This is a genomic window from Citrobacter sp. RHB25-C09, assembly GCF_013836145.1.
Taxonomy (GTDB): Bacteria; Pseudomonadota; Gammaproteobacteria; order Enterobacterales; family Enterobacteriaceae; genus Citrobacter_A.
Map to the genome: position 1 here is coordinate 2,048,677 of NZ_CP057483.1, position 23,032 is coordinate 2,071,708.

The following is a 23,032-nucleotide window of genomic DNA, read 5'->3' on the forward strand; positions in this document are numbered from 1 at the left end:
TCAGCACCACACGACCAGCAATAGAAAACTCAGACATACACAAAGAGTAAAGAGCGATAAATCCATTAATAATGGATGCCAGAACTCGCCGGAATAAAGTCGGTCGCGCAGGAGACGATGAATACAGAGCCAAAGAACAAATCCAGGCACAAAGGCGGTAAACAGAGGAGGAAAATAAACGGAAGCCCCGAATACCACGTCCTGTAGAGGCATTCCTGTTGAAGAAAATGCGGAGGTCACAAGCAATATTCCTTTGCGTCAAGTGGCGTTTCTCCAGGTTTAGCAAAAAACCGATACGACGCGCGCTATTTTCGCGTAATTTCTGAAAAATATGTCCGGTGGTTACCAAATGCAGCAATCCATTTGTTTTAGAAATACAAATGCTGCACACTATTCTAAAATCAGTATAATATCTTAGCAAGCTAATTATAAGGAGATGAAATTGGAATCGCCACTAGGTTCTGATCTGGCACGGTTGGTGCGCATATGGCGTGCTTTGATAGACCACCGTCTTAAGCCTCTGGAGTTGACGCAGACTCACTGGGTAACACTGCACAATATCCACCAACTGCCACCGGATCAATCACAGATACAACTGGCAAAAGCGATCGGTATTGAACAGCCATCGTTGGTACGTACGTTGGATCAGCTCGAAGAGAAGGGGCTGATTTCACGTCAGACATGTGCCAGCGATCGCCGGGCAAAACGCATTAAGCTGACTGAAAAGGCAGAACCGCTGATCGCCGATATGGAAGCAGTCATCAACAAAACCCGTGGTGAAATTCTGGAAGGTATTTCAATGCAGGAAATTGATCTGCTGATCAAGCTTATTGCACGTCTGGAACACAACATTATCGAACTACAGTCTCACGACTAAACGGGAAACGTGTGGCCAGTTACTGACCACACGTTAATTTGCTTAGCGCGGAGAAACGGTAACCTGGCTACCGTTGCTGGCCATAACAACGCGCTGACCCGCAGAGAATTTGGTATCACCCTGTTTCTGAACCACCATGATGGTATTGCCATCATCTTTCCGAATTTCGAGTTCAACACCCTGCGTTTTGTTCATCGCGCCCTGGACGCCCTGGCCCGCCACGCCACCAGCCACAGCACCCGCTGCGGTGGCTAATGAACGACCGGTACCCCCACCAACGGTACTTCCGAGGAAACCGCCGAGCACAGCACCGCCAATCGCACCGATGACGTTGGAATCATCACCTGCCTGAATTTGTACCGGTCGAACGTGGACCACTGTACCGTAAGTGACGTTCTGAACCTGCTTCGCCTCAGAAGCCGTATAGACATCACCGGAAAGGCTAGAGGTGTTGGTACAACCTACTAAAGATAAACCCGCCAGTGAAACGATCAGCACACGTTTAATCATTTGAAAATCTCCTGTTCACCATGAAACGCTACCCAGCATCCCTCATGGTTAAATTATATGGCATTTGCGCGGTAAAGGTCACTTGTTCTCCCTCGTAACAATGCACAAATCATAATAGTAGTCAGGTTAACCCTCTCTAAACGAATCTGACGGCGCTCTTTATAATAAAAAGGACAATGAATCGTAGCATTGGTTGAGCGTTTATGATGGAGTGTTTACGCAAAAAAGTGATGCTCAAAAGGAACATTTATGAAATCAGGCCGCTTTATTGGCGTAATGTCAGGCACCAGTCTGGACGGTGTCGACGTGGTACTGGCGACAATAGATGACACAATGGTTGCACAGCAGGGCAGTCTGAGCTGGCCGATGCCCGTTTCCCTGAAACAGGCGATCCTCGATATTTGCCAGGGACAACCCTTGACCCTTTCGCAACTCGGGCAACTCGATGTGCGATTAGGAAAACTGTTTGCTGAGGCGGTCAATGCGCTGCTGGCCCAGGAAAAGCTGCGTCCGCAAGATGTGGTTGCCATAGGGTGCCACGGGCAAACGGTCTGGCACGAGCCGACGGGGAATGCCCCGCATACCCTGCAAATTGGCGATAATAATCAGATTGCCGCACTGACGGGCATTACCGTAGTGGGCGACTTCCGCCGCCGTGATATTGCGCTCGGGGGGCAGGGCGCGCCGCTTGTTCCCGCATTTCACCATGCGCTTTTGGCGCACCCGAGCGAACGTCGAATGGTGCTGAACATCGGCGGTATCGCCAATCTGTCGATGCTTATTCCGGGTCAACCCGTTCGTGGACACGATACCGGGCCGGGGAACATGTTGATGGATGCATGGATCTGGCGTCAGCGCGGGAAACCGTACGATCAGGATGCGCAGTGGGCCAGCGCGGGTACGGTGATCCTTCCGCTGCTGCAAAATATGCTCAGCGATCCGTGGTTTTCTTTACCTGCGCCGAAAAGCACGGGGCGCGAGTATTTCAATTATGGCTGGGTGGAACGACATCTTGCCGCGTTTCCGGGCGTAGATCCCCGCGATGTACAAACCACATTAACCGAACTGACGGCGGTCACGATTGCAGAACAGGTGTTGCTCAGCGGAGGCTGTGAGCGACTGATGGTTTGTGGAGGCGGGAGTCGCAACCCGTTGTTGATGGCGCGACTCGCTGGTCTTCTGCCGGGCACCGAGGTTACCTCTACTGATGATGCAGGGATCAGCGGTGATGATATGGAAGCTCTCGCGTTTGCGTGGCTTGCCTGGCGGACGCTGGCAGGGCTTCCCGGCAATTTGCCGTCCGTGACGGGGGCCAGAGAAGCCAGCGTATTAGGCGCTATTTTTCCGGCTAACCCGCGAACTCAGAGTTAACTGAATTTTTCTTGCCTCTTCTGCCGTTACACTCTTGATCTTAGGGAGGGTGAATTCACCCTCCGGACCAGGAAAGTTTTCGGGATACGTCTATGAAAAAACTGTTACTCGTATGTTTGCCGCTCATGCTGACGGGTTGTAGCGTCTACAACCAGTTTGTCGAACGTATGCAAACGGACACACTGGAATATCAGTGTGATGAAAAACCGCTTACCGTAAAGTTGAATAATACCCGTCAGGATGTGAGCTTTATTTATGACAATAAAATGCTCAACCTTAAACAGGGTGTTTCCGCATCCGGCGCACGCTACACTGACGGAATTTATGTCTTCTGGTCGAAAGGCGACACGGCGACCATCTATAAGCGCGACCGCATTGTGTTAAATAACTGCCAGTTACAAAACCCGAAGCGTTGAGATTTACAGCAGGGCGGCGCACAATAGCGCCACCCACTGACAATCCGTAGCGAACACCATGTCTGATAACGACGAATTGCAGCAAATTGCGCATCTGCGCCGCGAATACACCAAAGGTGGCCTGCGACGCCACGATCTTCCCGCAGAACCTTTATCCCTCTTCGAACGCTGGTTGGCTCAGGCATGTGATGCCAGACTGGCAGACCCAACGGCAATGGTCGTTGCTACGGTTGACGAAAACCACCAGCCGTATCAGCGGATTGTCCTGCTGAAGCATTATGATGAAAAAGGGCTGGTGTTTTATACCAACCTCGGTAGCCGCAAGGCGCATCAAATTGAAAATAATCCCCGGGTGAGTCTGCTGTTCCCCTGGCATATGCTTGAACGTCAGGTGATGGTGATAGGCAAAGCCGAACGTCTTTCTACACTTGAAGTGGTGAAATACTTCCACAGCCGTCCGCGTGACAGTCAAATCGGTGCCTGGGTGTCAAAACAGTCCAGCCGAATTTCGGCGCGTGGGATCCTCGAAAGCAAATTCTTCGAACTGAAACAGAAATTCCAGCAGGGCGAAATCCCACTTCCCAGTTTCTGGGGGGGATTTCGCGTGAGCATTGAGCAAATGGAGTTCTGGCAGGGGGGTGAACACCGCCTGCATGACCGTTTTCTTTACCAGCGTGAAAACAACGCATGGAAAATTGACCGACTGGCGCCTTAATCCCCGAAAATTGTTGTGTTAAGCGCTAGCGCTACGTGCGCCAGCGCTTTATTCTATATACCTTTCGCGTCTGGCGAAAAGTCGTGTACCGGCATAGGTGCAGTCGTTTTATACATGGAGATTTTGATGGCAAGCAGTAACTTGATTAAACAATTGCAAGAGCGGGGGCTGGTGGCCCAGGTGACGGATGAGGTAGCGTTAGCAGAGCGACTGGCGCAAGGCCCGATCGCGCTCTATTGCGGCTTCGATCCTACCGCTGACAGCTTGCATTTGGGGCATCTTGTTCCATTGTTATGCCTGAAACGCTTCCAGATGGCCGGCCACAAGCCTGTCGCACTGGTTGGCGGCGCGACCGGTCTGATTGGCGACCCGAGCTTCAAAGCTGCCGAGCGTAAACTGAACACCGAAGACACTGTTCAGGAGTGGGTAGACAAAATCCGTAAACAGGTTGCACCGTTCCTGGATTTCGACTGCGGAGACAACTCGGCAATCGCCGCCAATAACTACGACTGGTTTGGCAGCATGAACGTGCTGACCTTCCTGCGTGATATCGGTAAGCATTTCTCTGTTAACCAGATGATTAACAAAGAAGCGGTGAAGCAGCGTCTCAATCGTGACGATCAGGGTATCTCCTTTACTGAGTTCTCCTACAACCTGCTGCAGGGGTATGACTTTGCCTGCCTGAATAAACTGCACGGCGTCGTTTTACAGATTGGTGGCTCAGACCAGTGGGGTAACATTACCTCGGGTATCGACCTGACCCGTCGTTTACATCAGAACCAGGTCTTTGGGCTGACCGTTCCGCTGATCACCAAAGCCGACGGTACGAAGTTCGGTAAAACCGAAGGTGGCGCAGTCTGGTTAGATCCGAAGAAGACCAGTCCGTACAAATTCTACCAGTTCTGGATCAACACCGCCGATGCTGACGTTTATCGCTTCCTGAAGTTCTTCACCTTTATGGACATTGAAGAGATCAATGCCCTGGAAGAAGAAGACAAAAACAGTGGCAAAGCGCCGCGCGCCCAGTACGTGCTGGCCGAGCAGGTCACGCGTCTTGTTCATGGCGAAGAGGGTCTGGTGGCAGCTAAACGCATTACTGAAAGCCTGTTCAGCGGTTCCCTGAGCGCGTTGAGCGAAGCCGATTTCGAGCAGTTGGCGCAGGACGGCGTGCCAATGGTCGAGATGGAAAAAGGGGCCGATCTGATGCAAGCGCTGGTGGACTCTGAACTGCAACCGTCTCGTGGACAGGCGCGTAAAACCATTGCTTCGAATGCGGTAACCATTAACGGTGAAAAACAGACCGATCCTGAATATGTCTTCGTGGAAGCCGATCGCCTGTTTGGTCGCTACACCCTGTTACGTCGGGGTAAAAAGAATTATTGCCTGGTGTGCTGGAAGTAATTCACATGATGCAGGGGCGTGGGAAACCACGCCCTTAATTTTTTCAGGGTTGTGGTAAGAAATAATGAAGAATATCCTCGCCATCCAGTCCCATGTGGTTTTCGGACATGCGGGCAATAGTGCAGCAGAATTCCCGATGCGCCGCCTTGGCGCAAATGTCTGGCCTCTGAATACCGTTCAGTTCTCGAATCATACCCAGTATGGAAAATGGACCGGCTGCGTCATGCCTCCAGGCCATCTGACGGAAATTGTTCAGGGTATTGCCGATATTAATAAACTTCAGACCTGCGATGCCGTTCTGAGCGGTTATCTCGGCTCAGCGGAGCAGGGCGAGCATATCTTAGGGATCGTTCGTCAGGTGAAGGCAGCGAACCCGCAGGCAAAATATTTCTGCGACCCGGTGATGGGACATCCAGAAAAAGGGTGCATCGTGGCCCCTGGAGTGGCGGAATTTCACGTTCGCTACGCGCTACCGGCCAGCGATATTATCGCGCCCAACCTGGTTGAACTGGAAATTCTCTGTGAACACCCAGTTAACAGCGTCGCGGAAGCGGTTGCCGCCGCCCGTGAACTGATCGCGCAGGGGCCAGAAATTGTGCTGGTGAAGCATCTTGCACGAGCGGGATACAGTCAGGATCGTTTTGAAATGCTACTGGTAACAGCGCATGAGGCGTGGCATATCAGCCGTCCACTGGTCGACTTTGGTGCACGACAACCTGTTGGCGTTGGCGACGTCACCAGCGGTTTACTGCTGGTAAAACTGTTGCAGGGCGCAACGGTTCAGCATGCGCTGGAACATGTCACTGCCGCCGTATATGAGATTATGATCGCCACCAAAGCGATGCAGGAATATGAATTACAGGTTGTTGCCGCTCAGGATCGTATTGCCCAGCCCGAGCACTATTTTAGCGCGACCCTGCTGTAACAGATTCGAAAATTGCCGCGATTTGCCGGGTAAGCGTCAGTGCCACCCGGCAACATCTTCTAAATTAACCCTTCCGCTTTCAGCGCCGCAGCAACCGCAGGGCGCTCACCTACACGCTTCATATAGCCAGCAATATGGCTAAACCCATCCATATTCAGTTTCACCGCATATGCCCAACGTAGAACGGTAAACAGGTAGGCATCCACGATAGTAAAACGCGAGCCACAGATCCACTGGCCTTCCTTCAGCGCGTCGTTAACGTACTGAAGTTTTTTCTCCAGTAGCGCGCGAACGGTAGGTTTATAGTCCTCTGGCGTGTCCGGGCGAAACAATGGCGTAAACCCTTTATGCAGCTCGGTGGCAATGTAGTTAAGCCATTCCAGGGTCTTATACCGCGAAATACTGCTTACCGGGGCAAGCAGTTGGCGGTCAGGGACGTTATCGGCGAGATATTGCATGATCGCCACACCTTCAGTCAGCAGCGTGCCATCATCAAGCAGAAGGGCTGGGACCTGTCCTTTTGGATTTACCGCAAAAAAATCATCGCCATTTTCCAGGCGCTTTTTCATTAAATCGACGCCGTCCAGCGTGAAATCCTTCCCGCTCTCACGAAGGATGATATGTGAGGCGAGGGAACAGGCACCCGGTTTATAGAACAGTTTCATCGGTAACTCCTTTCGACAGAGGTTTCATTTATCCTAAATCGTGTTAGGGCAAAAAAAAAGCCGCTAACGCACAGTTAGCGGCCTCAATTTTAGTTTCCCAACACGTTATGCAGTCGCGGTATTTGTCGCTTTTGCGTTGGTGTCGTCATCCTGAGTCATACGATTCAGTTTCGGTGCGGTCAGCAGCATCAGCACGGCAATAACGGCAGTTGCCACACCAATCTGCAGGAACACGCGACCGTAGACTTCCAGAGACATCAGCGGGTCAGTCACGTTTTCTGGCACGGCCATCATGTTTGCGACGTAACCGCCAATGATGTTTGCGCCAGCAGTGGTCAGGAACCAGCTACCCATGATGAAACCCATCAGACGCTGCGGCACCAGCTGTGCCACCATCGCCAGACCCAGACCAGAAATCATCAGTTCACCGATGCTCTGCAGGCCGTAGCAAATGATCAGCCAGTTCACTGAAACGATACCCGCATCGGTCGCGAATTTTGCACCTAGCGGCAGAACGAGGAACGCACCGGAACACAGGACCATACCAATCGCGAACTTGGTCGGCATTGGCAGGGTGTCACCCATTTTGTTGTAGATAGCGGCAAGAATTGGGCTACCGATGATGATCCAGAATGGGTTCAGCGCCTGATACTGTTCAGGTTCGAAGGCAAAACCAAGGATTGAGTGCTCAACGTTACGAATCGCAAAGAAGTTAAGCGAGGTCGGCATCTGGCTGTACAGAACGAAGAAGATAATCGCTTCCAGCATCAGAATGAATGCCACGATCATTTTACGGCGCGCCGCACCCTTCATCGCGAAAGCTTCTTTACCGAAGATAAAGACGATACCCAGCGCGATCACACCCAGCGCCATACGAGCAATTTCCTGGTTGTGCAGCAGCCAGGTTGCGACGGCAACCAGGGCAACCACGCCGACGATGGTCAGCAGCAGGTTACGGTAGTTGATCGGCTCGAAGTCTGGTTTAGAGCCGTAGTTTTTCACCCAGCGTTGGCAGAAGGCAAAGTTCACCACGGTGATCAGCATACCGACGACGCTCAGTGCGAACGCAGTGCTCCAGCCATACTTTGCAGCCAGCCACGGTGTCGCCAGCATGGAGAAGAATGAACCGATGTTGACGGACATGTAGTACATGGTAAATGCACCATCAAGACGCGGGTCATCTTTTGCATAGCAGGTTGAAAGCAGTGACGATGGGTTCGCTTTAAATAAACCGTTACCTACGGCAATGGCAGCCATACCCATATAGACGATACCGGCATCGTGACCGGACCATGCCACCAGAGCATAGCCGATAGCCAGCACCACAGCACCGAGCATAATGACGCGCTTGGTACCCAAAACTTTATCCCCTAACCAACCGCCAATGGCGACCAGACCGTATACAAGGGCGCTAAAGGAGGAGAAAAGGGTGATTGAATCCGCTTCTGACATACCCAGTTGCTTAACCAGGTAGACGGCCATGATCCCTTGCAGGCCGTAATAACCGAAACGTTCCCAGAGCTCGATAGAGAAGATGAGATAGAACGCTTTAGGTTGTTTGAAAGCATTAAGACTGACGCTTTCAGTTGGTTTATTGTTTGCAGTAGACACTTTTACCTCTTTTTTTACATCCCATATTAACGGGGGTGTTCAGTCACGTGTTACCTGCCTGGCAGCCGTGAGATTGTTATAGTGGGAGGGGAAACGGCAAGTAATGTTCACTATCTTGCACTTTCAGACAAGTCCTTTGTAATAATCTGTTACATATATCTGGAGTGGTGTATTTCACGGGGTTGGCAAATGTTATCCAGCGTTAAATTTCTCTAAAAATGAAATGGCAGATTTTTACACTATAGCAGTGGGTCTGAAAAGGCTAATTGGCGATATGTTCTGCTATTTGCCTTTCACCCCAGTGATAAAGGCCATTATCTGAAAAATAGGCAGTGTAATGTTTTGTGATTAAAAGTCATGCACAGGTCATTTCATTGCGTATTTAACATTTTTTATTAAAATGATTTACATTAAGTTATCGGATTGATCTGGATCACAACTGAATAGAATTTTTCGTTATTAAAAAAATGATTAACCTGGCTAAGTGTTAGAACCCAGCGATAATGCATTAGATATGACTAAAGATGCGGAATGATTGTCGGTTGAAAGTGAGTGAGAGAGTGGATCAACAAGGGTTATGAAAGGGGCGGAAAATTCCTCCCCTGAGGATCAGATATCGACTTTCTCTTTGTACTCGCACAAGTCTTCAATAATGCAGGAGCCACAGCGTGGTTTGCGGGCGATACAGGTGTAGCGGCCATGAAGAATGAACCAGTGGTGACAATCGACCTTAAATTCCGCCGGTACGACTTTCAGCAGTTTCTCCTCAACCTGCTCGACGTTTTTACCAGGGGCAAACTGCGTGCGGTTGCAGACGCGAAAAATATGGGTGTCCACGGCGATGGTCGGCCAACCAAAGGCGGTATTTAGCACCACGTTTGCTGTTTTGCGTCCGACACCTGGTAGTGCCTCCAGCGCAGCACGATCTTCGGGGACTTCTCCCTGGTGCTGTTCAAGCAGGATCCGGCAGGTTTTGATGACGTTTTCGGCCTTACTGTTAAACAGGCCGATGGTTTTGATGTAGGACTTCACCCCTTCGACACCAAGTTCAAGCATCGCCGCAGGCGTATTCGCAACCGGGTAGAGTTTTGCCGTTGCCTTGTTAACGCTGACGTCGGTTGCCTGTGCAGAAAGCAACACAGCAATCAGCAGTTCAAAAGGGGAACTGAAGTTCAGTTCTGTCGTCGGGTGAGGGTTGTTATCGCGTAATCGCGTCAATATTTCCAGCCGCTTCGCTTTGTTCATGACACATTCCCTTGTTCGCCGGAGGGCAGTTGAGTGGCTACTGCTGCACTGGCGCGGCGTTTTTTCATTTTCTCATCAATGAGATATTTTACCGCCAGCATCAGACCCAGGCCAATGAAAGCACCCGGCGGTAACATGGCCAGCAGGAACGGGGAGTCGGTATGGAAGATTTCCACCCGTAAGACTTTCGCCCAACTGCCGAGCAGACCGTCGGCACCGTCGAACAGTGTGCCGTTACCAATGATTTCACGCAGGGAACCCAGCACGAACATCGCGCAGGTGGCCCCCATCCCAATCGAAAACCCGTCAAGCGCGGAAAGCGCGGGGCCTTTCCTGGAGGCGAAGGCCTCAGCACGGCCAACAACAATACAGTTAGTCACGATCAGCGGGATAAAAATGCCCAACGACTGATAAAGACCGAACGCATAGGCATTAATCAACATCTGCACTGCGCTTACTACCGAGGCGATGATCATCACATAGATAGGAATACGGATCTCTGGGGGTGTCCAACGACGCAGTGCAGAAACCGTCAGGTTAGTCAGTGTGAGCACCAGCGTCGTGGCGAGTCCCAGGCCAAGCGCATTTGTCGCGGTTGAGGTGACTGCCAACAGGGGACAAAGCCCCAGTAGTTGCACCAGTGCAGAGTTGTTTTTCCACAATCCCTGAACGATGACTTCTTTAATTTCGCTCATGGTTAATCTCCGCAAACAGGAAGTTGAGACAATTGCGCGGGGAGCGTCTGCGCATACAAACCCGCACGCTTGACCGCGTTAACCACCGCTCGAGGGGTAATCGTGGCGCCAGTAAACTGATCAAAATCGCCGCCGTCTTTTTTTACCGCCCAGTGGCTATCGTTATCGCCCTGGATCTGCTTGCCGCTGAAAAGGGTGATCCAGTCGGAAAGGCGCAGTTCGATTTTATCGCCCAGACCCGGTGTTTCATGGTGTTCAGTCACGCGGGTACCTAAAACGGTACCGTTAAAGTCAGCACCAACCAGCAATTGGATCGCGCCGGAATAGCCATCAGGCGCGGTGGCTTCAAGAATCGCGGCGACGGGCTTGCCATCCTGTTCCGCGATATAAACCCGGTGTTCACCTTTGCCCAGTTGCGGGGTGTTCACCACAAAGCAGCGGTCCTGTAAGCGGTTATTATAACGGTCACCAGGGAGAACCTGATCAAACAGTGCCTTTTGCTGAATCGCGGCCTGTTCATCAATTGTTGTTTTGGTCATCAGGTTGATGGCCGCGGTCAGCCCGGTTGAGCCCGCAGCAAACAGCGCCAGAGTGATGCCATGTTTACGGATAGTCTTCAGCATGGTTTATCCTTTGCGGTGTCCGTATACGCGAGGACGCGTATAGTAGTCAATCAGCGGAACCGCGATATTCGCCAACAGGACAGCAAATGCTACGCCATCGGGATAACCGCCGAAGCTACGGATTAACCACACCAGAAGACCCGCCAGCGCACCAAACAGCAAGCGGCCACGGTTGGTCGTCGACGCCGTCACCGGATCGGTCAAAATGAAGAATGCGCCAAGCATCGTCGCCCCGGATAGCAAATGTATTTGCGGTGAGGCGAGCGTATCCGGCGCTAACAGCCAGCCCAACGTTGCGCATACCGCCAGCGAGAGTAGAAAGCTAAGCGGAATATGCCATCGAATCGCTTTTTGCCATAGCAGGAACACCCCGCCTGCCAGCCATGCCAGGTTCACCCACTGCCAGCCTGCACCCGCAAGCATGCCGCTAAAGATGGGATAATCCATGATTTGCTCTAGGGAGCGTCCGGCATGGAGCGAGGTTTTAAAGGTATCCAACGGCGTGGCCTGGCTTATTCCGTCAATGCCCATACGTAGCGAGTTCATATCACCGCCGCTTGCCGTATGCCCGGTAAAAATAACCTGAAGCGCATCGACGAAACCAGGTGCGGTTGCGGCAATATCATGGGGTGGAAGCCAGCTGGTCATCTGCACGGGGAAGGAGATCAGTAGCACCACGTAGCCTATCATTGCCGGGTTAAACGGGTTTTGTCCCAGCCCGCCATACAACTGTTTGGCGATAATCACGGCGAATACCGTTCCGAGGACCACCATCCACCATGGCGCGAGCGGAGGAATACTCACCGCAAGCAGTAAACCGGTGAGCAACGCGGAGTTGTCTTTCAAAACAGGCACAACTGGCTGTTTACGCAGTTTAAGCACAAGGGCTTCAGCCAGTAGCGCACTTACTGACGCAATGACTATCTGAAACAGAGTCCCCCAACCGAAGAACCATAACTGCGCGGCAATGCCCGGTACAGCAGCGAGTAAAACCAGCAGCATGATGCGCGACGTTTGTCGCTGGTTATGCGTATAAGGGGAGCTTGCGATTCTGAATACCATTTATTCCTCGTTAACAACCTGCTGCTGAACGGCTTTTTTGGCTTTAGCGCGGGCAATCGCAGCAGCGATTGCCGCTTTTCGCGGATCTTCGGCGGCGGCAGCGGGGATGGCCGTTTCAGCGCTAGCCTGCTGTTCTTGTTTGCGCGCTTTTGCACGGGCGATGGCCGCTTCGACCGCAGCCTTACGCGGATCGACTGTTTCAGCAGGCGCAGCGTGTTGGCTGCTGTTTTGCTGTTCTTGTTTACGCGCTTTCGCACGGGCGATGGCCGCTTCGACCGCAGCCTTACGCGAATCAACCGTCTCAGCAGGTGCAGCGTGTTCGCTGCTGTTCAGCTGTTCTTGTTTACGGGCTTTTGCACGGGCGATGGCGGCTTCGACCGCAGCCTTACGTGGATCAACGTCCGCAACAACCTCGTTACCCGCCTGTTTTGCTCGCGCCTGCGCCTTACGCGCTTCACGGGCGGCGATGACCGCACTGTTGTCGGGCTTTTCACCGGCTTTAACGATCACCGTCTGCGTCGCCTGCGCTTGTTTTTCTTTTACGCGAGCCAGTGCCGCCGCAATGGCATCTTTATCTTTTGCCGCAGGCTGCACGGCGGCTTTTATATGTCTTTCCAGGCGGGCTGCTTTTTCACGCTCCAGCCGTGCCTGTCGGGCTTTGAAACGCATTTTCGCTTCTGCAGCACGTTTTTCTTCCAGTTTAATCGCGTTGATCTCCGCCTTCTCCTGGCGGAAATACTGCACTAACGGAATGTTACTTGGGCAGACCCATGCACAGGCACCGCACTCAATACAGTCAGCGAGATTATGCGCAGTGGCCTTGTCATGCTGTTGGCCTTTGCTAAACCAGTAAAGTTGCTGCGGCAGCAAATCGGCAGGGCAGGCATCAGCACAGGCGCTACAGCGGATGCAGCCTTTCTCTTCCTGCGGCTCACCCATTTCTGTTGCCGAAGGTGCCAACAGACAGTTGGTGATTTTCACTACCGGAACGTCAAGCCACGGCAGCGTGAAGCCCATCAATGGGCCGCCCATAATGACCATTTGATCGGCAGAAGGGCAGAAACCGGCGTCATTCAGCAGATGTCGAACCGGTGTTCCCAGTCTGGCCCAGACGTTGCCGGGACGCGCAATTGCCTCACCGGTGACGGTAACGACGCGTTCTGTAATTGGCTCGCCGTCAATGACCGCGCGCTTGATGGCGTAAGCGGTGCCGACGTTTTGCATCAATACCCCTATATCCGACGAGCGACCACCGTGGGGAACCTGTTTCCCCGTCAGGATTTGCGTCAGCTGTTTAGCACCGCCGGAAGGGTATTTGGTCGGGATCACGCGCAGAGAGATATCATGGGTATCGGCCAGTACCGCGCGCAGCATTGAAATTGCCTGCGGTTTATTGTCTTCAATGCCAATCAGGACTTCTCGCGGCTGCAGGATATGCGCGAGGATACGAATCCCCTCAATGACCTGGGCGGCGCAATCCTGCATCAGGCGGTCGTCAGCGGTGATATAGGGCTCGCATTCCGCCGCATTAATGATCAGCGTTTCAATTTTATCGCCGCCGCCTTGCAATTTAACGCCCGTGGGGAAGCCTGCACCGCCAAGTCCCGCGACACCGAACTGATGAATACGACTAATGAGCGCTTCGCGGCTATGGTTTTGATAGTCCACCCAGCCTTCGCGCTCAATCCAGCGATCTTCGCCATCGGCATCGATAATCACGCTCAGTTCTGCCAGTGCCGAAGGATGAGCAGTAGAGTGAGGCGCTATCGCAACAACAGTACCGGAGGTCGGCGCATGAACCGGAAGCATTCGGCCACGCCCGCGCGTCAGTGGTTGTCCGCGCAGCACGTGCTGGCCAACGGCGACGCACAGTTCACCTTCGGCACCAATGTGCTGCTTAAGCGGCATAACAAAGCGCTGCGCAAGAGGAACCTGGCGCAGCGGTGTGCCGTTGGACTGAGACTTCATTTCAGGCGGATGAATACCGCCATCAAAATCCCAAATCTTATTCTTTTTAAACGCAGAGAATAAATTAAGCATGTTGTTCCACGGGAATAATACGAACGGGAATGGTATTTAAATCCCACTTCCAACTGTCTGGCGTTTCAGCGACCGGGCGTAATTCAATACATTGGGTCGGACATGGATCGACGCAAAGATTACAGCCGGTACAAAGATCGCTCATGACCGTGTGCATCGCGCGGGTGGCACCGATAATGGCATCCACGGGGCAGGCCTGAATACATTTTGTACACCCAATACAGTTGGGTTCATCAATAACCGCCAGCATACGGACGGGGGCAACATCCTGTTCATCGCCATCGATAGGTTGTGGATCCACGTTCAACAGTTCCGCGATTTTCAGCATCACGGTTTCGCCGCCGGGCGCACAGCGGTTAATTTTTTCACCCTGACTGCCGATGGCCTCTGCATAAGGGCGACAGCCGGGGTAACCGCATTGCCCACACTGGCTTTGCGGCAAAATCTCATCAATTTTTTCAACAACAGGATCATCTTCCACCGCGTAACGGCGGGAGGCATAACCCAGAATGGCGCCAAACACCAGACCCAGCAGGCTCACGGCGGCAACGGCAATCCAGATAGCATTCATTACAACTTCACCAAACCACTAAAGCCCATAAAGGCCAGAGACATTAACCCTGCGGTAATCAGCGCAATCGCGTTACCGCGGAAAGGAGCAGGGACATCAGCCACTGCGAGACGTTCACGAATGGCTGCGAACAGTACCATCACCAACGAGAAGCCGACGGCGGCGGAAAAGCCGTACAGCGCCGACTGCAAAAAATTATGACCGAGATTGATATTCAACAACGCGACGCCCAGCACCGCACAGTTGGTCGTGATCAACGGCAAGAAGATACCCAGCAGGCGATACAGTGCCGGACTGGTCTTGCGCACCACCATCTCAGTAAATTGCACAACAACCGCAATGACCAGAATAAAGGCCAGCGTGCGCAGATAGATAAGGTCTAGTGGAATGAGGACCCAGGTATCAATCAGCCACGCGCATATTGAGGCAAGCGTCATCACGAAAGTCGTCGCAAGCCCCATACCCATCGCGGTTTCCAGCTTTTTGGAAACCCCCATAAACGGGCAAAGACCCAGAAACTTCACCAGTACAAAGTTATTGACCAGCACAGTTCCGACAAACAGCAGCAGGTAATCAGTCATTTTTCGGCCTGAAATAAAAAAGCCGCCTATTATCTGATAATCAGCAGCAGGCGACAACAGGTTAACTGTAAGGTTATTACGGGTTCACAAAAGTCGCTTTCACACGCGTCGAGCGGCGGAAGTAAGGCGCTAAAAGTGCCGCCGCAAGCAGCGGGAACAACAGTTGGCGAACGGCCAGGGCATCAGGAACGGGCGAAAATGCGAATGTCTTGATTGCCAGCAGTACCGAAACCAGCAGCCAGACAATGTAATGTTTAGGCACGCAGCGTCTGCGCTTGAAGAAGGCAATTGTCAACCACAGGGTGTAATACCACATGGCGATTGCGGTAAGCAAAGAGACACCCCAAAGCAGCAGATTACCTGTGCTTTGCTGCGCCAGCATATCGAATGTTTGCGGTGTGGCAAGGGCGGTGGCATACAAAAAGAGCGCCAAGGACGCGCTTAATAATGCAACTAAAAGCCAGGCTAAAGGGCCCAGTAACCAGCCTCCAATGCGCTGCGCCGGTGTTGTGGTCATAAAATCTCCGGAATAGCCAGACGTACCGTTCTTTATGGGGCTGGTATTATAAAGCCTTTGCTCGCGATCGCTACTTTCTTATTGAACGAAACGCCAGACAGACTTAGGGACTTGTCCTACGTCAAACAGTCGACCGCCGGAAACCAGTTCAGCGCGGCGGTGATCGGCGGCGCGGTACATATTGATAATGTCCCGATCGTCAGTAAGTGAATAATGCAGATGATCAAACAGCTTTTCCAGACTTTCGAGAGAACTAATTTTACGGAATTTTAATAAATAATCCTGAACAGTCATATACAGAGATCCCTGATATAAATAGGTGTAACTGAGAAATAAAAAGACTATTCCCGGGAAAATAAGCCGGGGAACAAAAAACGAAATAAGTATATTCTTAAGTAAAATATCGCATGTAAAACGATATCAGGGGAAGGGTAACGTGACTGAAGGCAACTGGCAATAACCACAGGCGCTGGATACGTCACAATTACCCGATAAAGACAGAAATTCAGCCTTTTCTGGATATCACCTGAGGAAAAGGCCTGGCTCAGTAACCTACGGAGGTAAAGCTCAAGAGATTATTTGGCTTGCGGGGTGGTCACAGGCTCTGGGGGTTGGTAATTATCAATATGATTAGCGACGCCAAGCAATACCACGGAAACCGCGAGAACAACCCAACCTGTTAATTCAATGAGACGATTGATTACTGATGACATTTTCGTTGATTTATCCATAAATACCAGGAAGCAGATGTTACTTAGCAATAATTGTCACGGCAAGTAGGGCGGGAACGATTTCAGCAACTTTTTGCAGTAAAGTAATCTGAAAGTGTTGATTGTTTGACTTAAGTTAAGTTTGCAACCATTTTCCCTGTAAGGTTATTACACTATTGTGAGTGGTTCATGGATAGTGTGAAATAGCCACAGACTGAAACAAGAGGCAATTTTATGAGTGACAACATCCGAGTTGGACTGATTGGCTACGGTTACGCCAGTAAAACCTTCCATGCCCCTCTTATTGCGGGAACGCCTGGGCTGGAATTGGCGGTGGTTTCCAGTAGCGATGCAGCAAAAGTGAAGGCTGACTGGCCTTCCGTGGCGGTTGTCTCAGAGCCGAAGCATCTGTTTAATGACCCGAATATCGACCTGATCGTCATTCCAACACCTAATGATACCCATTTCCCGCTGGCGAAAGCAGCGCTGGAAGCGGGTAAACATGTGGTGGTCGATAAGCCATTTACCGTGACACTGTCACAAGCGCGTGAGCTGGATTCTCTGGCACGCAGTCTGGGGCGAGTACTGTCTGTGTTCCATAACCGCCGCTGGGATAGTGATTTCTTGACATTGAAAGCGATGCTGGCAGAAGGCGTTCTTGGTGAGGTCGCCTATTTTGAATCTCATTTCGATCGCTTTCGTCCGCAGGTGCGTGACCGTTGGCGTGAGCAGGGTGGTCCGGGCAGTGGCATCTGGTACGATCTTGCACCGCATCTTCTCGATCAGGCGATCAATTTGTTCGGCCTGCCGGTCAGTATGACGGTGGATTTAGCACAGTTGCGGCCGGGCGCGCAATCGACAGACTACTTCCATGCCATTCTCTCGTATCCACAGCGTCGGGTTGTGTTGCATGGCACCATGCTGGCGGCGGCGGAATCGGCGCGCTATATCGTGCACGGCTCTCGTGCCAGCTATGTTAAATACGGTCTTGACCCGCAGGAAGAGCGCCTGAAAAACGGTGAGCGATTGCCGCAAGAGGACTGGGGGTATGACATGCGTGACGGCGTGTTAACGCGGGTAGAAGGCGAAGCGCGGGTCGAAGAAACCTGGCTGACCGTGCCGGGGAATTATCCTGCTTATTATGCGGGTATTCGTGATGCGCTCAACGGTAATGGAGAAAACCCGGTTCCGGCGAGCCAGGCAATTCAGATTATGGAACTGATTGAGCTCGGGATTGAGTCGGCGAAGCATCGCTCGACGCTGTGCCTCGCATAATCTCGATGTGCCCGGTGGCGCTGTCGCTCACCGGGCCTACAAGCCACTGGACGGGAAAGCGTTAGCGCTTTCCGGCATTGCCGCTTACGCTGCTGCTACTCTATCTCTAAGCGCCTGTTTCTCCGCCGCACTCAGGAAAGCGATTTCCAGACCGTTAATCTGCGCCTGACGAATCTGTTCTCGGCTCAGCCCGGCCGCCGGGGCTGCCACGGTGTATTCATGAATAATATCCACGCCCTGAACCGCTGGGTCGTCAGTATTGATGCTCGCGAGAATGCCATGCTCAAGGAAGGTTTTCAGCGGATGAACCGCCAGTGATGCAACGGTGCTGGTCTGAATATTTGACGTCAGGCAGGATTCCATTCCGATACGTTGTTCTGCAAGAAAATCAAGCAGCGCCGGGTCTTCAACCGCTTTCACGCCATGACCAATTCGCTCCGCGCCCAGTTCACGAATTGCCTGCCAGATACTCTCCGGACCGGCCGCTTCCCCCGCATGAACTGTAATACGCCAGCCTGCGTCACGCGCGCGATTAAAATGCGAGAGGAACAAACTGCCAGGGAAACCCAGTTCATCACCCGCCAGATCGAGCGCAGTGATTTGGTCACGGTGCGCGAGCAGTGCTTCAAGTTCCTGGAGACAAGCCGCTTCACCAAAGGTTCGGCTCATGATGCCAATCAGACGCGCCTGTACGCCGAAATCCTGGCAACCCTCGCGTACACCATCGATAACGGCTTCAACAACACCGGCAACCGGTAACTGATGCGCCATTGCCATATAACCCGGTGAAAAACGCAGTTCGACATAGTGCAGACCGTTGCGGGCGGCATCCTCAATATTCTCGCGTGCCACGCGGCGGCAGGCATCGAGGGACGCTAAGACTTTTACCCCCCAGTCCAGCTTAGAGAGAAAGCTGACCAGGTCGGGTTCTGCGGAAGTCACCTGAACATGGGGAATTAAACTTTCCAGCGTTTGTGCGGGAAGAGGCAGATTAAACTGGCGGCCAAGATCCAGAATCGTTTGTGGTCGGATGTTACCATCGAGGTGGCGATGAATGTCAGTTAAAGGCAGGGAAGTATCAATCATGGTCGCACTCATTTTTCTGATATAAAAGTGCGCGCTATTATAAAAACAAATTCGCCATAAAAGCTATGTTGCGCAATGACAAATTTCATTGCGCAACATGTCATCAGCGTAAGGAATGGATGGCGTTAATCAATCCGGCTACGCCTCTTTCCAGTTTCGAACGCGGGCACCCGGCGTTCAGGCGAATAAATCCTCGTCCTTCATCGCCATAGGTGTAGCCTGGCATAATAGCCACTTTTTCCTGCTGGATCAGCGTGTTTTGCAACGCAGTGTCATCCAGGCACAGCGGCCGTAGATCGATCCAGGCGAGATAGGTGGACTGTGGCACCTGCCAGTGGAGCGTCGGAAATGCGTTGTTTAGCGTATCTGCAACGAAGCGTAAATTACCCTGAAGATAATCCCGCAGCGCATCGAGCCAGGGCGCACCTTGCTCATAGGCCGCGATATGCGCCGTCAGCGCCAGTACGGCAGGAGAAGAGAGTCCATCGCGACCTTTCAATGCTTGCAGATAGCGATTACGGCTGTCAGCGTCTTCGATCAGGCCATATGCCCCCGTCAGGGCAGGAATATTGAAGCTCTTTGAACCGGACGTCAGCAATGCCCAACTGCCACGCGCCACGTTACTCCAGGGAATATGTTGCTGTTCGCCCCACACCATATCCATATGAATTTCATCTGAGATCACCCGCACGCCGTGGCGCTGGCAAAGTTCCGCCATCGTTTCCAGCTCAGAACGCGTCCAGACTTTGCCGGTGGGGTTCTGCGGACTACACAGAAGGAGGATTTTGCTTTCCCCGCGCGCCAGCACCGCTTCCAGCTTGTTCATATCACAGTGCCAGTCGCCGTCCTGCTTTTCCAGCGCGACAGGATAAACCTTGCGCTGGTTGCCTTCGATCGCTTTGTAGAACGCGTCATAGGCAGGGGTATGGATAACCACGCCATCTCCCACGGATGACCACTGACGAATTAATGCTGAAACCATGTAAATAACGGAAGGGCCATAGACCAGCGAAGAGGCGTCAATCGCGCTATTGTGGCGAATCGCAAACCAGTGCGAGATAGCACCGAGGAACTCATCATTTTTCCAGCGACTGTAGCCCAGCACGCCGTGGGTAAGGCGCTGATTCAGCGCCTTCAGGATGCAGGGGGCCGTGGCAAAGTCCATATCAGAAATAGTAAACGGCAGCAGGTCGGCAGAACCGAAACGGTCGGCGACATAATCCCATTGCGTACACCACGTTCCCTGTCTGTCTACGACCTGTGAAAAATCGAACATGCGCTTGTCCTTATGCCTGAACGGTGTTCATCAGACCGGCCATTTCATCCTTTACAGACTGAACTTGCGGACCAATAACCACCTGCAGGTTATGTTGATTCAACTGTACGACACCAATTGCGCGATTGTCCTTCAGCGCCTGAACATTCACAAGCGACATATCTTTCACCGACAGACGCAAGCGGGTAATGCAGTTGTCCAGGCTAACGATATTATCCGCGCCACCCAGCGCTTCCAGGATCGCCGGCACATTATAGCCAGACTTGCCCGGCGCGCCGGCAACTGCTTTTTCAATGGTGCTGGCAATTTCGCTGTCACGCCCCGGCGTCTTAAGATTAAAGCGGGTGATCGCGAAGCGGAAGATGACGTAGTACACCGCAAACCAGACTGCGGCAACCACTGGCACCAGATACCACTTGGTCGACAGACCGTGCAGGATCCCAAACACCACGAAATCGATAATATTGCCGTCGGTGTTACCGATGGTCACGCCCAGCACAGACATCATGGTGAAGCCCAGGCCGGTCAACAGCGCGTGGATGACATACAGAACCGGTGCGACGAACAGGAACAGGAATTCGAGCGGTTCCGTCGTGCCACCAACGACGCAGGCAATCAGCCCGGAAATCAGCAACCCTTTAATTTTATGACGGTTCTCCGGTCGTGCGCAGTGGTACATCGCTAATGCGGCACCGGGCAAACCGCCGAGGAATGCGGGCATTTTGCCTTGTGAAAGGAAGCGGGTCGCACTTTCAGAGAAGCCTTGCGTGGTAGGGCAACTCAGTTGCGCCTGGAAGATGGTCAGCGCGCCGCTCACGCTCTGTCCGCAGACTTCCTGAGTGCCGCCCGCGTCGGTAAAGCGAATCAGCGCGACCAGAATATGGTGCAAACCGAACGGCAGCAGCAGGCGTTCACCCGTACCAAACAGCATCGGACCAAAGTCGCCTGCGCTATTGATCATATAACCCAGTCCGCTGATCCCCATGGCAAACACGGGCCACACCAGCGGGATCACCAACCCGACCAGTCCCATGACGACGGAGGAGATAATCGGCACAAAGCGGGTGCCGCCGAAGAACGCGAGCGCATCCGGCAGGCGGATGTTGTGGAAGCGTTCATGCAGCATCCAGACAATAATACCGGCGATAACCGCGCCGAGGATCCCGGTGTCGATGGACTGGATGCCGAGGATATTCTGAATGTTGTTTGCTTTCAGGACCGCGGCGTCAGTCGTGGGGAGAATACCTTTCGCCGTCAGCCAAAAGTTAACGGCGAGGTTCATCACTGCATAGCCAACAAAACCGGCAAATGCGGCAACGCCTTTGTTTTCACGGGCCAGCCCTAACGGGATGGCGATACAAAACATGACCGGCAGGAAGCTAAAGGCGAACGATCCGACTTTACTCATCCAGGTGAAGATAGCCTGAAGAACCGGGTTACCCAGCGCGGGGAGTAGGGTTATGACGTCATGGCTGCTCAGTGAACTGCCAATCCCTAGCATAATTCCGCAAAATGACAGTAATGCCACGGGCAACATAAACGTTTTGCCCAACTGTTGGAAGAACTCCCATAACGTGATTTTTGGTGTTGTTTTCGCCGTCATCTAACGATTCCTTGTGAAAATCCATTTGAATGAGTGAATTTGAGCAAGAAGATAAAACGTTTTACCTAATTTTAGTGCGGCAGAAATCACATTCCTGAAGGATAATAAAGCGTATAAAGATAAGTAATTGATAAAACGTTTTATCTGTCACGAAATCAGGGAGACTGTCGTTTTCATGGCTATCGCCAAAAAAATAACTATCCACGATGTTGCGCTGGCAGCTGGGGTTTCCGTCAGTACGGTTTCATTGGTCCTGAGCGGCAAAGGCCGAATCTCATCGGCGACTGGCGAACGCGTAAATGCGGCCATTGAACAGCTTGGCTTTGTGCGCAACCGCCAGGCCTCGGCGCTGCGAGGGGGGCAAAGCGGCGTTGTCGGCCTCATCGTTCGCGACTTGTCGACACAGTTTTACGCGGAGCTGACGGCGGGTCTCACGGAGGCGCTGGAAGCGCAAGGGCGAATGGTCTTTTTGCTGCATGGTGGCAAGGACGGAGAGCAACTCACGCAGCGCTTTACAATGTTGCTTAATCAAGGGGTTGATGGCGTTGTGATCGCCGGGGCGGCAGGCAGTAGCGAGACTCTGCGCATTATGGCGGAAGAGAAGGGGATCCCGGTGGTTTTCGCTTCACGAGCCAGTTATATCGATGAAGTTGATACTGTTCGCCCGGATAACATGCAGGCCTCGCAACTACTGACGGAACACCTGATTCGTCACGGACATCAGCGTATTGCGTGGCTGGGAGGGAAAAGCTCGTCATTAACCCGCGCCGAGCGCGTGGGGGGGTACTGCGCCACGCTGCTGAAATACGGCTTACCCTTTCACAGCGACTGGGTGCTGGAGTGCGCCTCCAGCCAAAAACAGGCCGCTGAAGCTATCACGGCTTTGTTACGGCGCAATCCGACCATCAGCGCCGTCGTTTGTTATAACGAAACTATCGCGATGGGCGCGTGGTTTGGTCTGATGAGAGCAGGGCGTCAGAGCGGTGAAGGGGGTGTCGATCGCTACTTTGAACAGCAGGTCTCACTGGGCGCCTTTGCTGATGTCGCAGAAAACGCGCTGGACGATCTTCCCATCGTCTGGGCCACGACACCCGCCCGGGAAATGGGCTATACCCTGGCGGAGCGGATCTTACAGCGCATCAGTCACGAGGACAGCCATAGTCGTAACCAGACGATGGCTGCGCGTCTTGTCGTGCAATAGACCGGGTATTATGTCGAATGGCGTTTCGCTTATCAGATATACACGGTAAGCACCAC

At 52.6% G+C, this 23,032-nt stretch carries 25 protein-coding genes; 8 read left to right on the forward strand and 17 right to left on the reverse strand.

Annotated features, from left to right (window positions below):
- Complete coding sequence (locus HVY19_RS09545) at window positions 1-213, reverse strand: DUF1656 domain-containing protein (RefSeq protein WP_181684252.1); 213 nt, start codon at window positions 211-213, stop codon at window positions 1-3.
- A gap of 223 nt (window positions 214-436) precedes the next feature.
- Here HVY19_RS09545 and slyA point away from each other — a divergent pair, with 223 nt between their 5' ends.
- Window positions 437-877 carry a transcriptional regulator SlyA gene (slyA, locus tag HVY19_RS09550; RefSeq protein ID WP_181684059.1) on the forward strand — a complete coding sequence of 147 codons (441 nt, stop codon included), beginning with the start codon at window positions 437-439 and terminating at the stop codon, window positions 875-877.
- 42 nt (window positions 878-919) lie between these two features.
- Here slyA and slyB read toward each other — a convergent pair whose 3' ends face one another.
- Window positions 920-1,387, reverse strand: coding sequence for an outer membrane lipoprotein SlyB (slyB, locus tag HVY19_RS09555; RefSeq protein ID WP_181684060.1), 468 nt, complete (start codon window positions 1,385-1,387; stop codon window positions 920-922).
- A 249-nt stretch (window positions 1,388-1,636) separates the two neighbouring features.
- Between slyB and anmK the strand changes: the two genes are divergently transcribed.
- The 5 genes from anmK (at window position 1,637) to pdxY (ending at window position 6,215) form a co-directional block, all read left to right on the forward strand.
- Window positions 1,637-2,758, forward strand: coding sequence for an anhydro-N-acetylmuramic acid kinase (gene anmK, locus HVY19_RS09560; protein WP_181684061.1), 1,122 nt, complete (start codon window positions 1,637-1,639; stop codon window positions 2,756-2,758).
- A gap of 92 nt (window positions 2,759-2,850) precedes the next feature.
- Complete coding sequence (gene mliC / locus HVY19_RS09565) at window positions 2,851-3,174, forward strand: C-type lysozyme inhibitor (protein ID WP_181684062.1); 324 nt, start codon at window positions 2,851-2,853, stop codon at window positions 3,172-3,174.
- A 58-nt stretch (window positions 3,175-3,232) separates the two neighbouring features.
- The gene (gene pdxH, locus HVY19_RS09570) at window positions 3,233-3,889 is read left to right on the forward strand and encodes a pyridoxamine 5'-phosphate oxidase (protein ID WP_181684063.1); all 657 of its coding nucleotides are present in this window, start codon (window positions 3,233-3,235) and stop codon (window positions 3,887-3,889) included.
- 126 nt (window positions 3,890-4,015) lie between these two features.
- Entirely contained in the window at window positions 4,016-5,290 is a 1,275-nt protein-coding gene (gene tyrS, locus HVY19_RS09575) for a tyrosine--tRNA ligase (RefSeq protein WP_181684064.1), read from the forward strand.
- A gap of 64 nt (window positions 5,291-5,354) precedes the next feature.
- Entirely contained in the window at window positions 5,355-6,215 is an 861-nt protein-coding gene (pdxY, locus tag HVY19_RS09580) for a pyridoxal kinase PdxY (RefSeq protein WP_181684065.1), read from the forward strand.
- A gap of 59 nt (window positions 6,216-6,274) precedes the next feature.
- Here the strand turns inward: pdxY and gstA are convergent, their stop codons facing one another.
- The 12 genes from gstA to blr form a co-directional block, all read right to left on the reverse strand.
- The gene (gene gstA, locus HVY19_RS09585; RefSeq protein ID WP_181684066.1) at window positions 6,275-6,880 is read right to left on the reverse strand and encodes a glutathione transferase GstA; all 606 of its coding nucleotides are present in this window, start codon (window positions 6,878-6,880) and stop codon (window positions 6,275-6,277) included.
- A gap of 105 nt (window positions 6,881-6,985) precedes the next feature.
- Window positions 6,986-8,491, reverse strand: a complete 1,506-nt coding sequence (gene dtpA / locus HVY19_RS09590; RefSeq protein ID WP_181684067.1) for a dipeptide/tripeptide permease DtpA — start codon at window positions 8,489-8,491, stop codon at window positions 6,986-6,988.
- Between the two features lie 609 nt (window positions 8,492-9,100).
- Window positions 9,101-9,736: an endonuclease III gene (nth, locus tag HVY19_RS09595; protein WP_181684068.1), complete on the reverse strand. Its 636-nt coding sequence runs from the start codon at window positions 9,734-9,736 to the stop codon at window positions 9,101-9,103.
- The gene (locus HVY19_RS09600) at window positions 9,733-10,431 is read right to left on the reverse strand and encodes an electron transport complex subunit E (RefSeq protein ID WP_181684069.1); all 699 of its coding nucleotides are present in this window, start codon (window positions 10,429-10,431) and stop codon (window positions 9,733-9,735) included. The genes nth and HVY19_RS09600 overlap by 4 nt, the downstream gene beginning before the upstream one ends.
- 2 nt (window positions 10,432-10,433) lie before the next feature.
- Window positions 10,434-11,054 (reverse strand): electron transport complex subunit RsxG, encoded by a 621-nt coding sequence (rsxG, locus tag HVY19_RS09605; RefSeq protein ID WP_181684070.1) that lies wholly within the window; start codon window positions 11,052-11,054, stop codon window positions 10,434-10,436.
- A 3-nt stretch (window positions 11,055-11,057) separates the two neighbouring features.
- Entirely contained in the window at window positions 11,058-12,116 is a 1,059-nt protein-coding gene (gene rsxD / locus HVY19_RS09610) for an electron transport complex subunit RsxD (RefSeq protein WP_181684071.1), read from the reverse strand.
- A complete protein-coding gene (gene rsxC / locus HVY19_RS09615; RefSeq protein ID WP_181684072.1) occupies window positions 12,117-14,156 on the reverse strand; it encodes an electron transport complex subunit RsxC in 2,040 nt (679 codons plus the stop codon).
- On the reverse strand, window positions 14,149-14,727 hold the full coding sequence (gene rsxB, locus HVY19_RS09620) for an electron transport complex subunit RsxB (protein WP_181684073.1): 579 nt from the start codon (window positions 14,725-14,727) through the stop codon (window positions 14,149-14,151). The genes rsxC and rsxB overlap by 8 nt, the downstream gene beginning before the upstream one ends.
- Window positions 14,727-15,308, reverse strand: a complete 582-nt coding sequence (rsxA, locus tag HVY19_RS09625; protein ID WP_181684074.1) for an electron transport complex subunit RsxA — start codon at window positions 15,306-15,308, stop codon at window positions 14,727-14,729. Before rsxA ends, rsxB begins: the two co-directional genes overlap by 1 nt.
- Window positions 15,309-15,384: 76 nt before the next feature.
- Window positions 15,385-15,825 (reverse strand): DUF2569 domain-containing protein, encoded by a 441-nt coding sequence (locus HVY19_RS09630; protein ID WP_181684075.1) that lies wholly within the window; start codon window positions 15,823-15,825, stop codon window positions 15,385-15,387.
- Window positions 15,826-15,903: 78 nt separating this feature from the next.
- Window positions 15,904-16,119 (reverse strand): transcription modulator YdgT, encoded by a 216-nt coding sequence (gene ydgT / locus HVY19_RS09635; protein ID WP_181684076.1) that lies wholly within the window; start codon window positions 16,117-16,119, stop codon window positions 15,904-15,906.
- Window positions 16,120-16,400: 281 nt separating this feature from the next.
- Complete coding sequence (blr, locus tag HVY19_RS09640) at window positions 16,401-16,526, reverse strand: division septum protein Blr (protein ID WP_181684253.1); 126 nt, start codon at window positions 16,524-16,526, stop codon at window positions 16,401-16,403.
- 243 nt (window positions 16,527-16,769) lie between these two features.
- Between blr and HVY19_RS09645 the strand changes: the two genes are divergently transcribed.
- Complete coding sequence (locus HVY19_RS09645; protein ID WP_181684077.1) at window positions 16,770-17,810, forward strand: oxidoreductase; 1,041 nt, start codon at window positions 16,770-16,772, stop codon at window positions 17,808-17,810.
- 84 nt (window positions 17,811-17,894) lie between these two features.
- Here the strand turns inward: HVY19_RS09645 and add are convergent, their stop codons facing one another.
- The 3 genes from add to malX form a co-directional block, all read right to left on the reverse strand.
- On the reverse strand, window positions 17,895-18,896 hold the full coding sequence (add, locus tag HVY19_RS09650; protein ID WP_181684078.1) for an adenosine deaminase: 1,002 nt from the start codon (window positions 18,894-18,896) through the stop codon (window positions 17,895-17,897).
- A gap of 103 nt (window positions 18,897-18,999) precedes the next feature.
- The gene (locus HVY19_RS09655) at window positions 19,000-20,172 is read right to left on the reverse strand and encodes a MalY/PatB family protein (RefSeq protein WP_181684079.1); all 1,173 of its coding nucleotides are present in this window, start codon (window positions 20,170-20,172) and stop codon (window positions 19,000-19,002) included.
- A 10-nt stretch (window positions 20,173-20,182) separates the two neighbouring features.
- Entirely contained in the window at window positions 20,183-21,775 is a 1,593-nt protein-coding gene (gene malX / locus HVY19_RS09660; RefSeq protein ID WP_181684080.1) for a PTS maltose transporter subunit IICB, read from the reverse strand.
- A gap of 175 nt (window positions 21,776-21,950) precedes the next feature.
- On the opposite strand from malX, the gene HVY19_RS09665 reads away from it, so the two are divergent.
- Entirely contained in the window at window positions 21,951-22,976 is a 1,026-nt protein-coding gene (locus tag HVY19_RS09665) for a Mal regulon transcriptional regulator MalI (protein WP_181684081.1), read from the forward strand.
- Window positions 22,977-23,032 lie beyond the last annotated feature (56 nt).

Coding starts and splice junctions, on each gene's coding strand:
- slyA (WP_181684059.1), top strand. CDS start 437: ATGAAATTGGAATCGCCACTAGGTTCTGATCTGGCACGGTTGGTGCGC.
- ydgT (WP_181684076.1), bottom strand. CDS start 16,119: ATGACTGTTCAGGATTATTTATTAAAATTCCGTAAAATTAGTTCTCTC.
- HVY19_RS09600 (WP_181684069.1), bottom strand. CDS start 10,431: ATGAGCGAAATTAAAGAAGTCATCGTTCAGGGATTGTGGAAAAACAAC.
- gstA (WP_181684066.1), bottom strand. CDS start 6,880: ATGAAACTGTTCTATAAACCGGGTGCCTGTTCCCTCGCCTCACATATC.
- HVY19_RS09655 (WP_181684079.1), bottom strand. CDS start 20,172: ATGTTCGATTTTTCACAGGTCGTAGACAGACAGGGAACGTGGTGTACG.
- nth (WP_181684068.1), bottom strand. CDS start 9,736: ATGAACAAAGCGAAGCGGCTGGAAATATTGACGCGATTACGCGATAAC.
- slyB (WP_181684060.1), bottom strand. CDS start 1,387: ATGATTAAACGTGTGCTGATCGTTTCACTGGCGGGTTTATCTTTAGTA.
- rsxC (WP_181684072.1), bottom strand. CDS start 14,156: ATGCTTAATTTATTCTCTGCGTTTAAAAAGAATAAGATTTGGGATTTT.
- rsxB (WP_181684073.1), bottom strand. CDS start 14,727: ATGAATGCTATCTGGATTGCCGTTGCCGCCGTGAGCCTGCTGGGTCTG.
- anmK (WP_181684061.1), top strand. CDS start 1,637: ATGAAATCAGGCCGCTTTATTGGCGTAATGTCAGGCACCAGTCTGGAC.
- rsxD (WP_181684071.1), bottom strand. CDS start 12,116: ATGGTATTCAGAATCGCAAGCTCCCCTTATACGCATAACCAGCGACAA.
- HVY19_RS09630 (WP_181684075.1), bottom strand. CDS start 15,825: ATGACCACAACACCGGCGCAGCGCATTGGAGGCTGGTTACTGGGCCCT.
- pdxY (WP_181684065.1), top strand. CDS start 5,355: ATGAAGAATATCCTCGCCATCCAGTCCCATGTGGTTTTCGGACATGCG.
- tyrS (WP_181684064.1), top strand. CDS start 4,016: ATGGCAAGCAGTAACTTGATTAAACAATTGCAAGAGCGGGGGCTGGTG.
- HVY19_RS09665 (WP_181684081.1), top strand. CDS start 21,951: ATGGCTATCGCCAAAAAAATAACTATCCACGATGTTGCGCTGGCAGCT.
- pdxH (WP_181684063.1), top strand. CDS start 3,233: ATGTCTGATAACGACGAATTGCAGCAAATTGCGCATCTGCGCCGCGAA.
- HVY19_RS09645 (WP_181684077.1), top strand. CDS start 16,770: ATGAGTGACAACATCCGAGTTGGACTGATTGGCTACGGTTACGCCAGT.
- HVY19_RS09545 (WP_181684252.1), bottom strand. CDS start 213: ATGCCTCTACAGGACGTGGTATTCGGGGCTTCCGTTTATTTTCCTCCT.
- add (WP_181684078.1), bottom strand. CDS start 18,896: ATGATTGATACTTCCCTGCCTTTAACTGACATTCATCGCCACCTCGAT.
- mliC (WP_181684062.1), top strand. CDS start 2,851: ATGAAAAAACTGTTACTCGTATGTTTGCCGCTCATGCTGACGGGTTGT.
- rsxG (WP_181684070.1), bottom strand. CDS start 11,054: ATGCTGAAGACTATCCGTAAACATGGCATCACTCTGGCGCTGTTTGCT.
- rsxA (WP_181684074.1), bottom strand. CDS start 15,308: ATGACTGATTACCTGCTGCTGTTTGTCGGAACTGTGCTGGTCAATAAC.
- malX (WP_181684080.1), bottom strand. CDS start 21,775: ATGACGGCGAAAACAACACCAAAAATCACGTTATGGGAGTTCTTCCAA.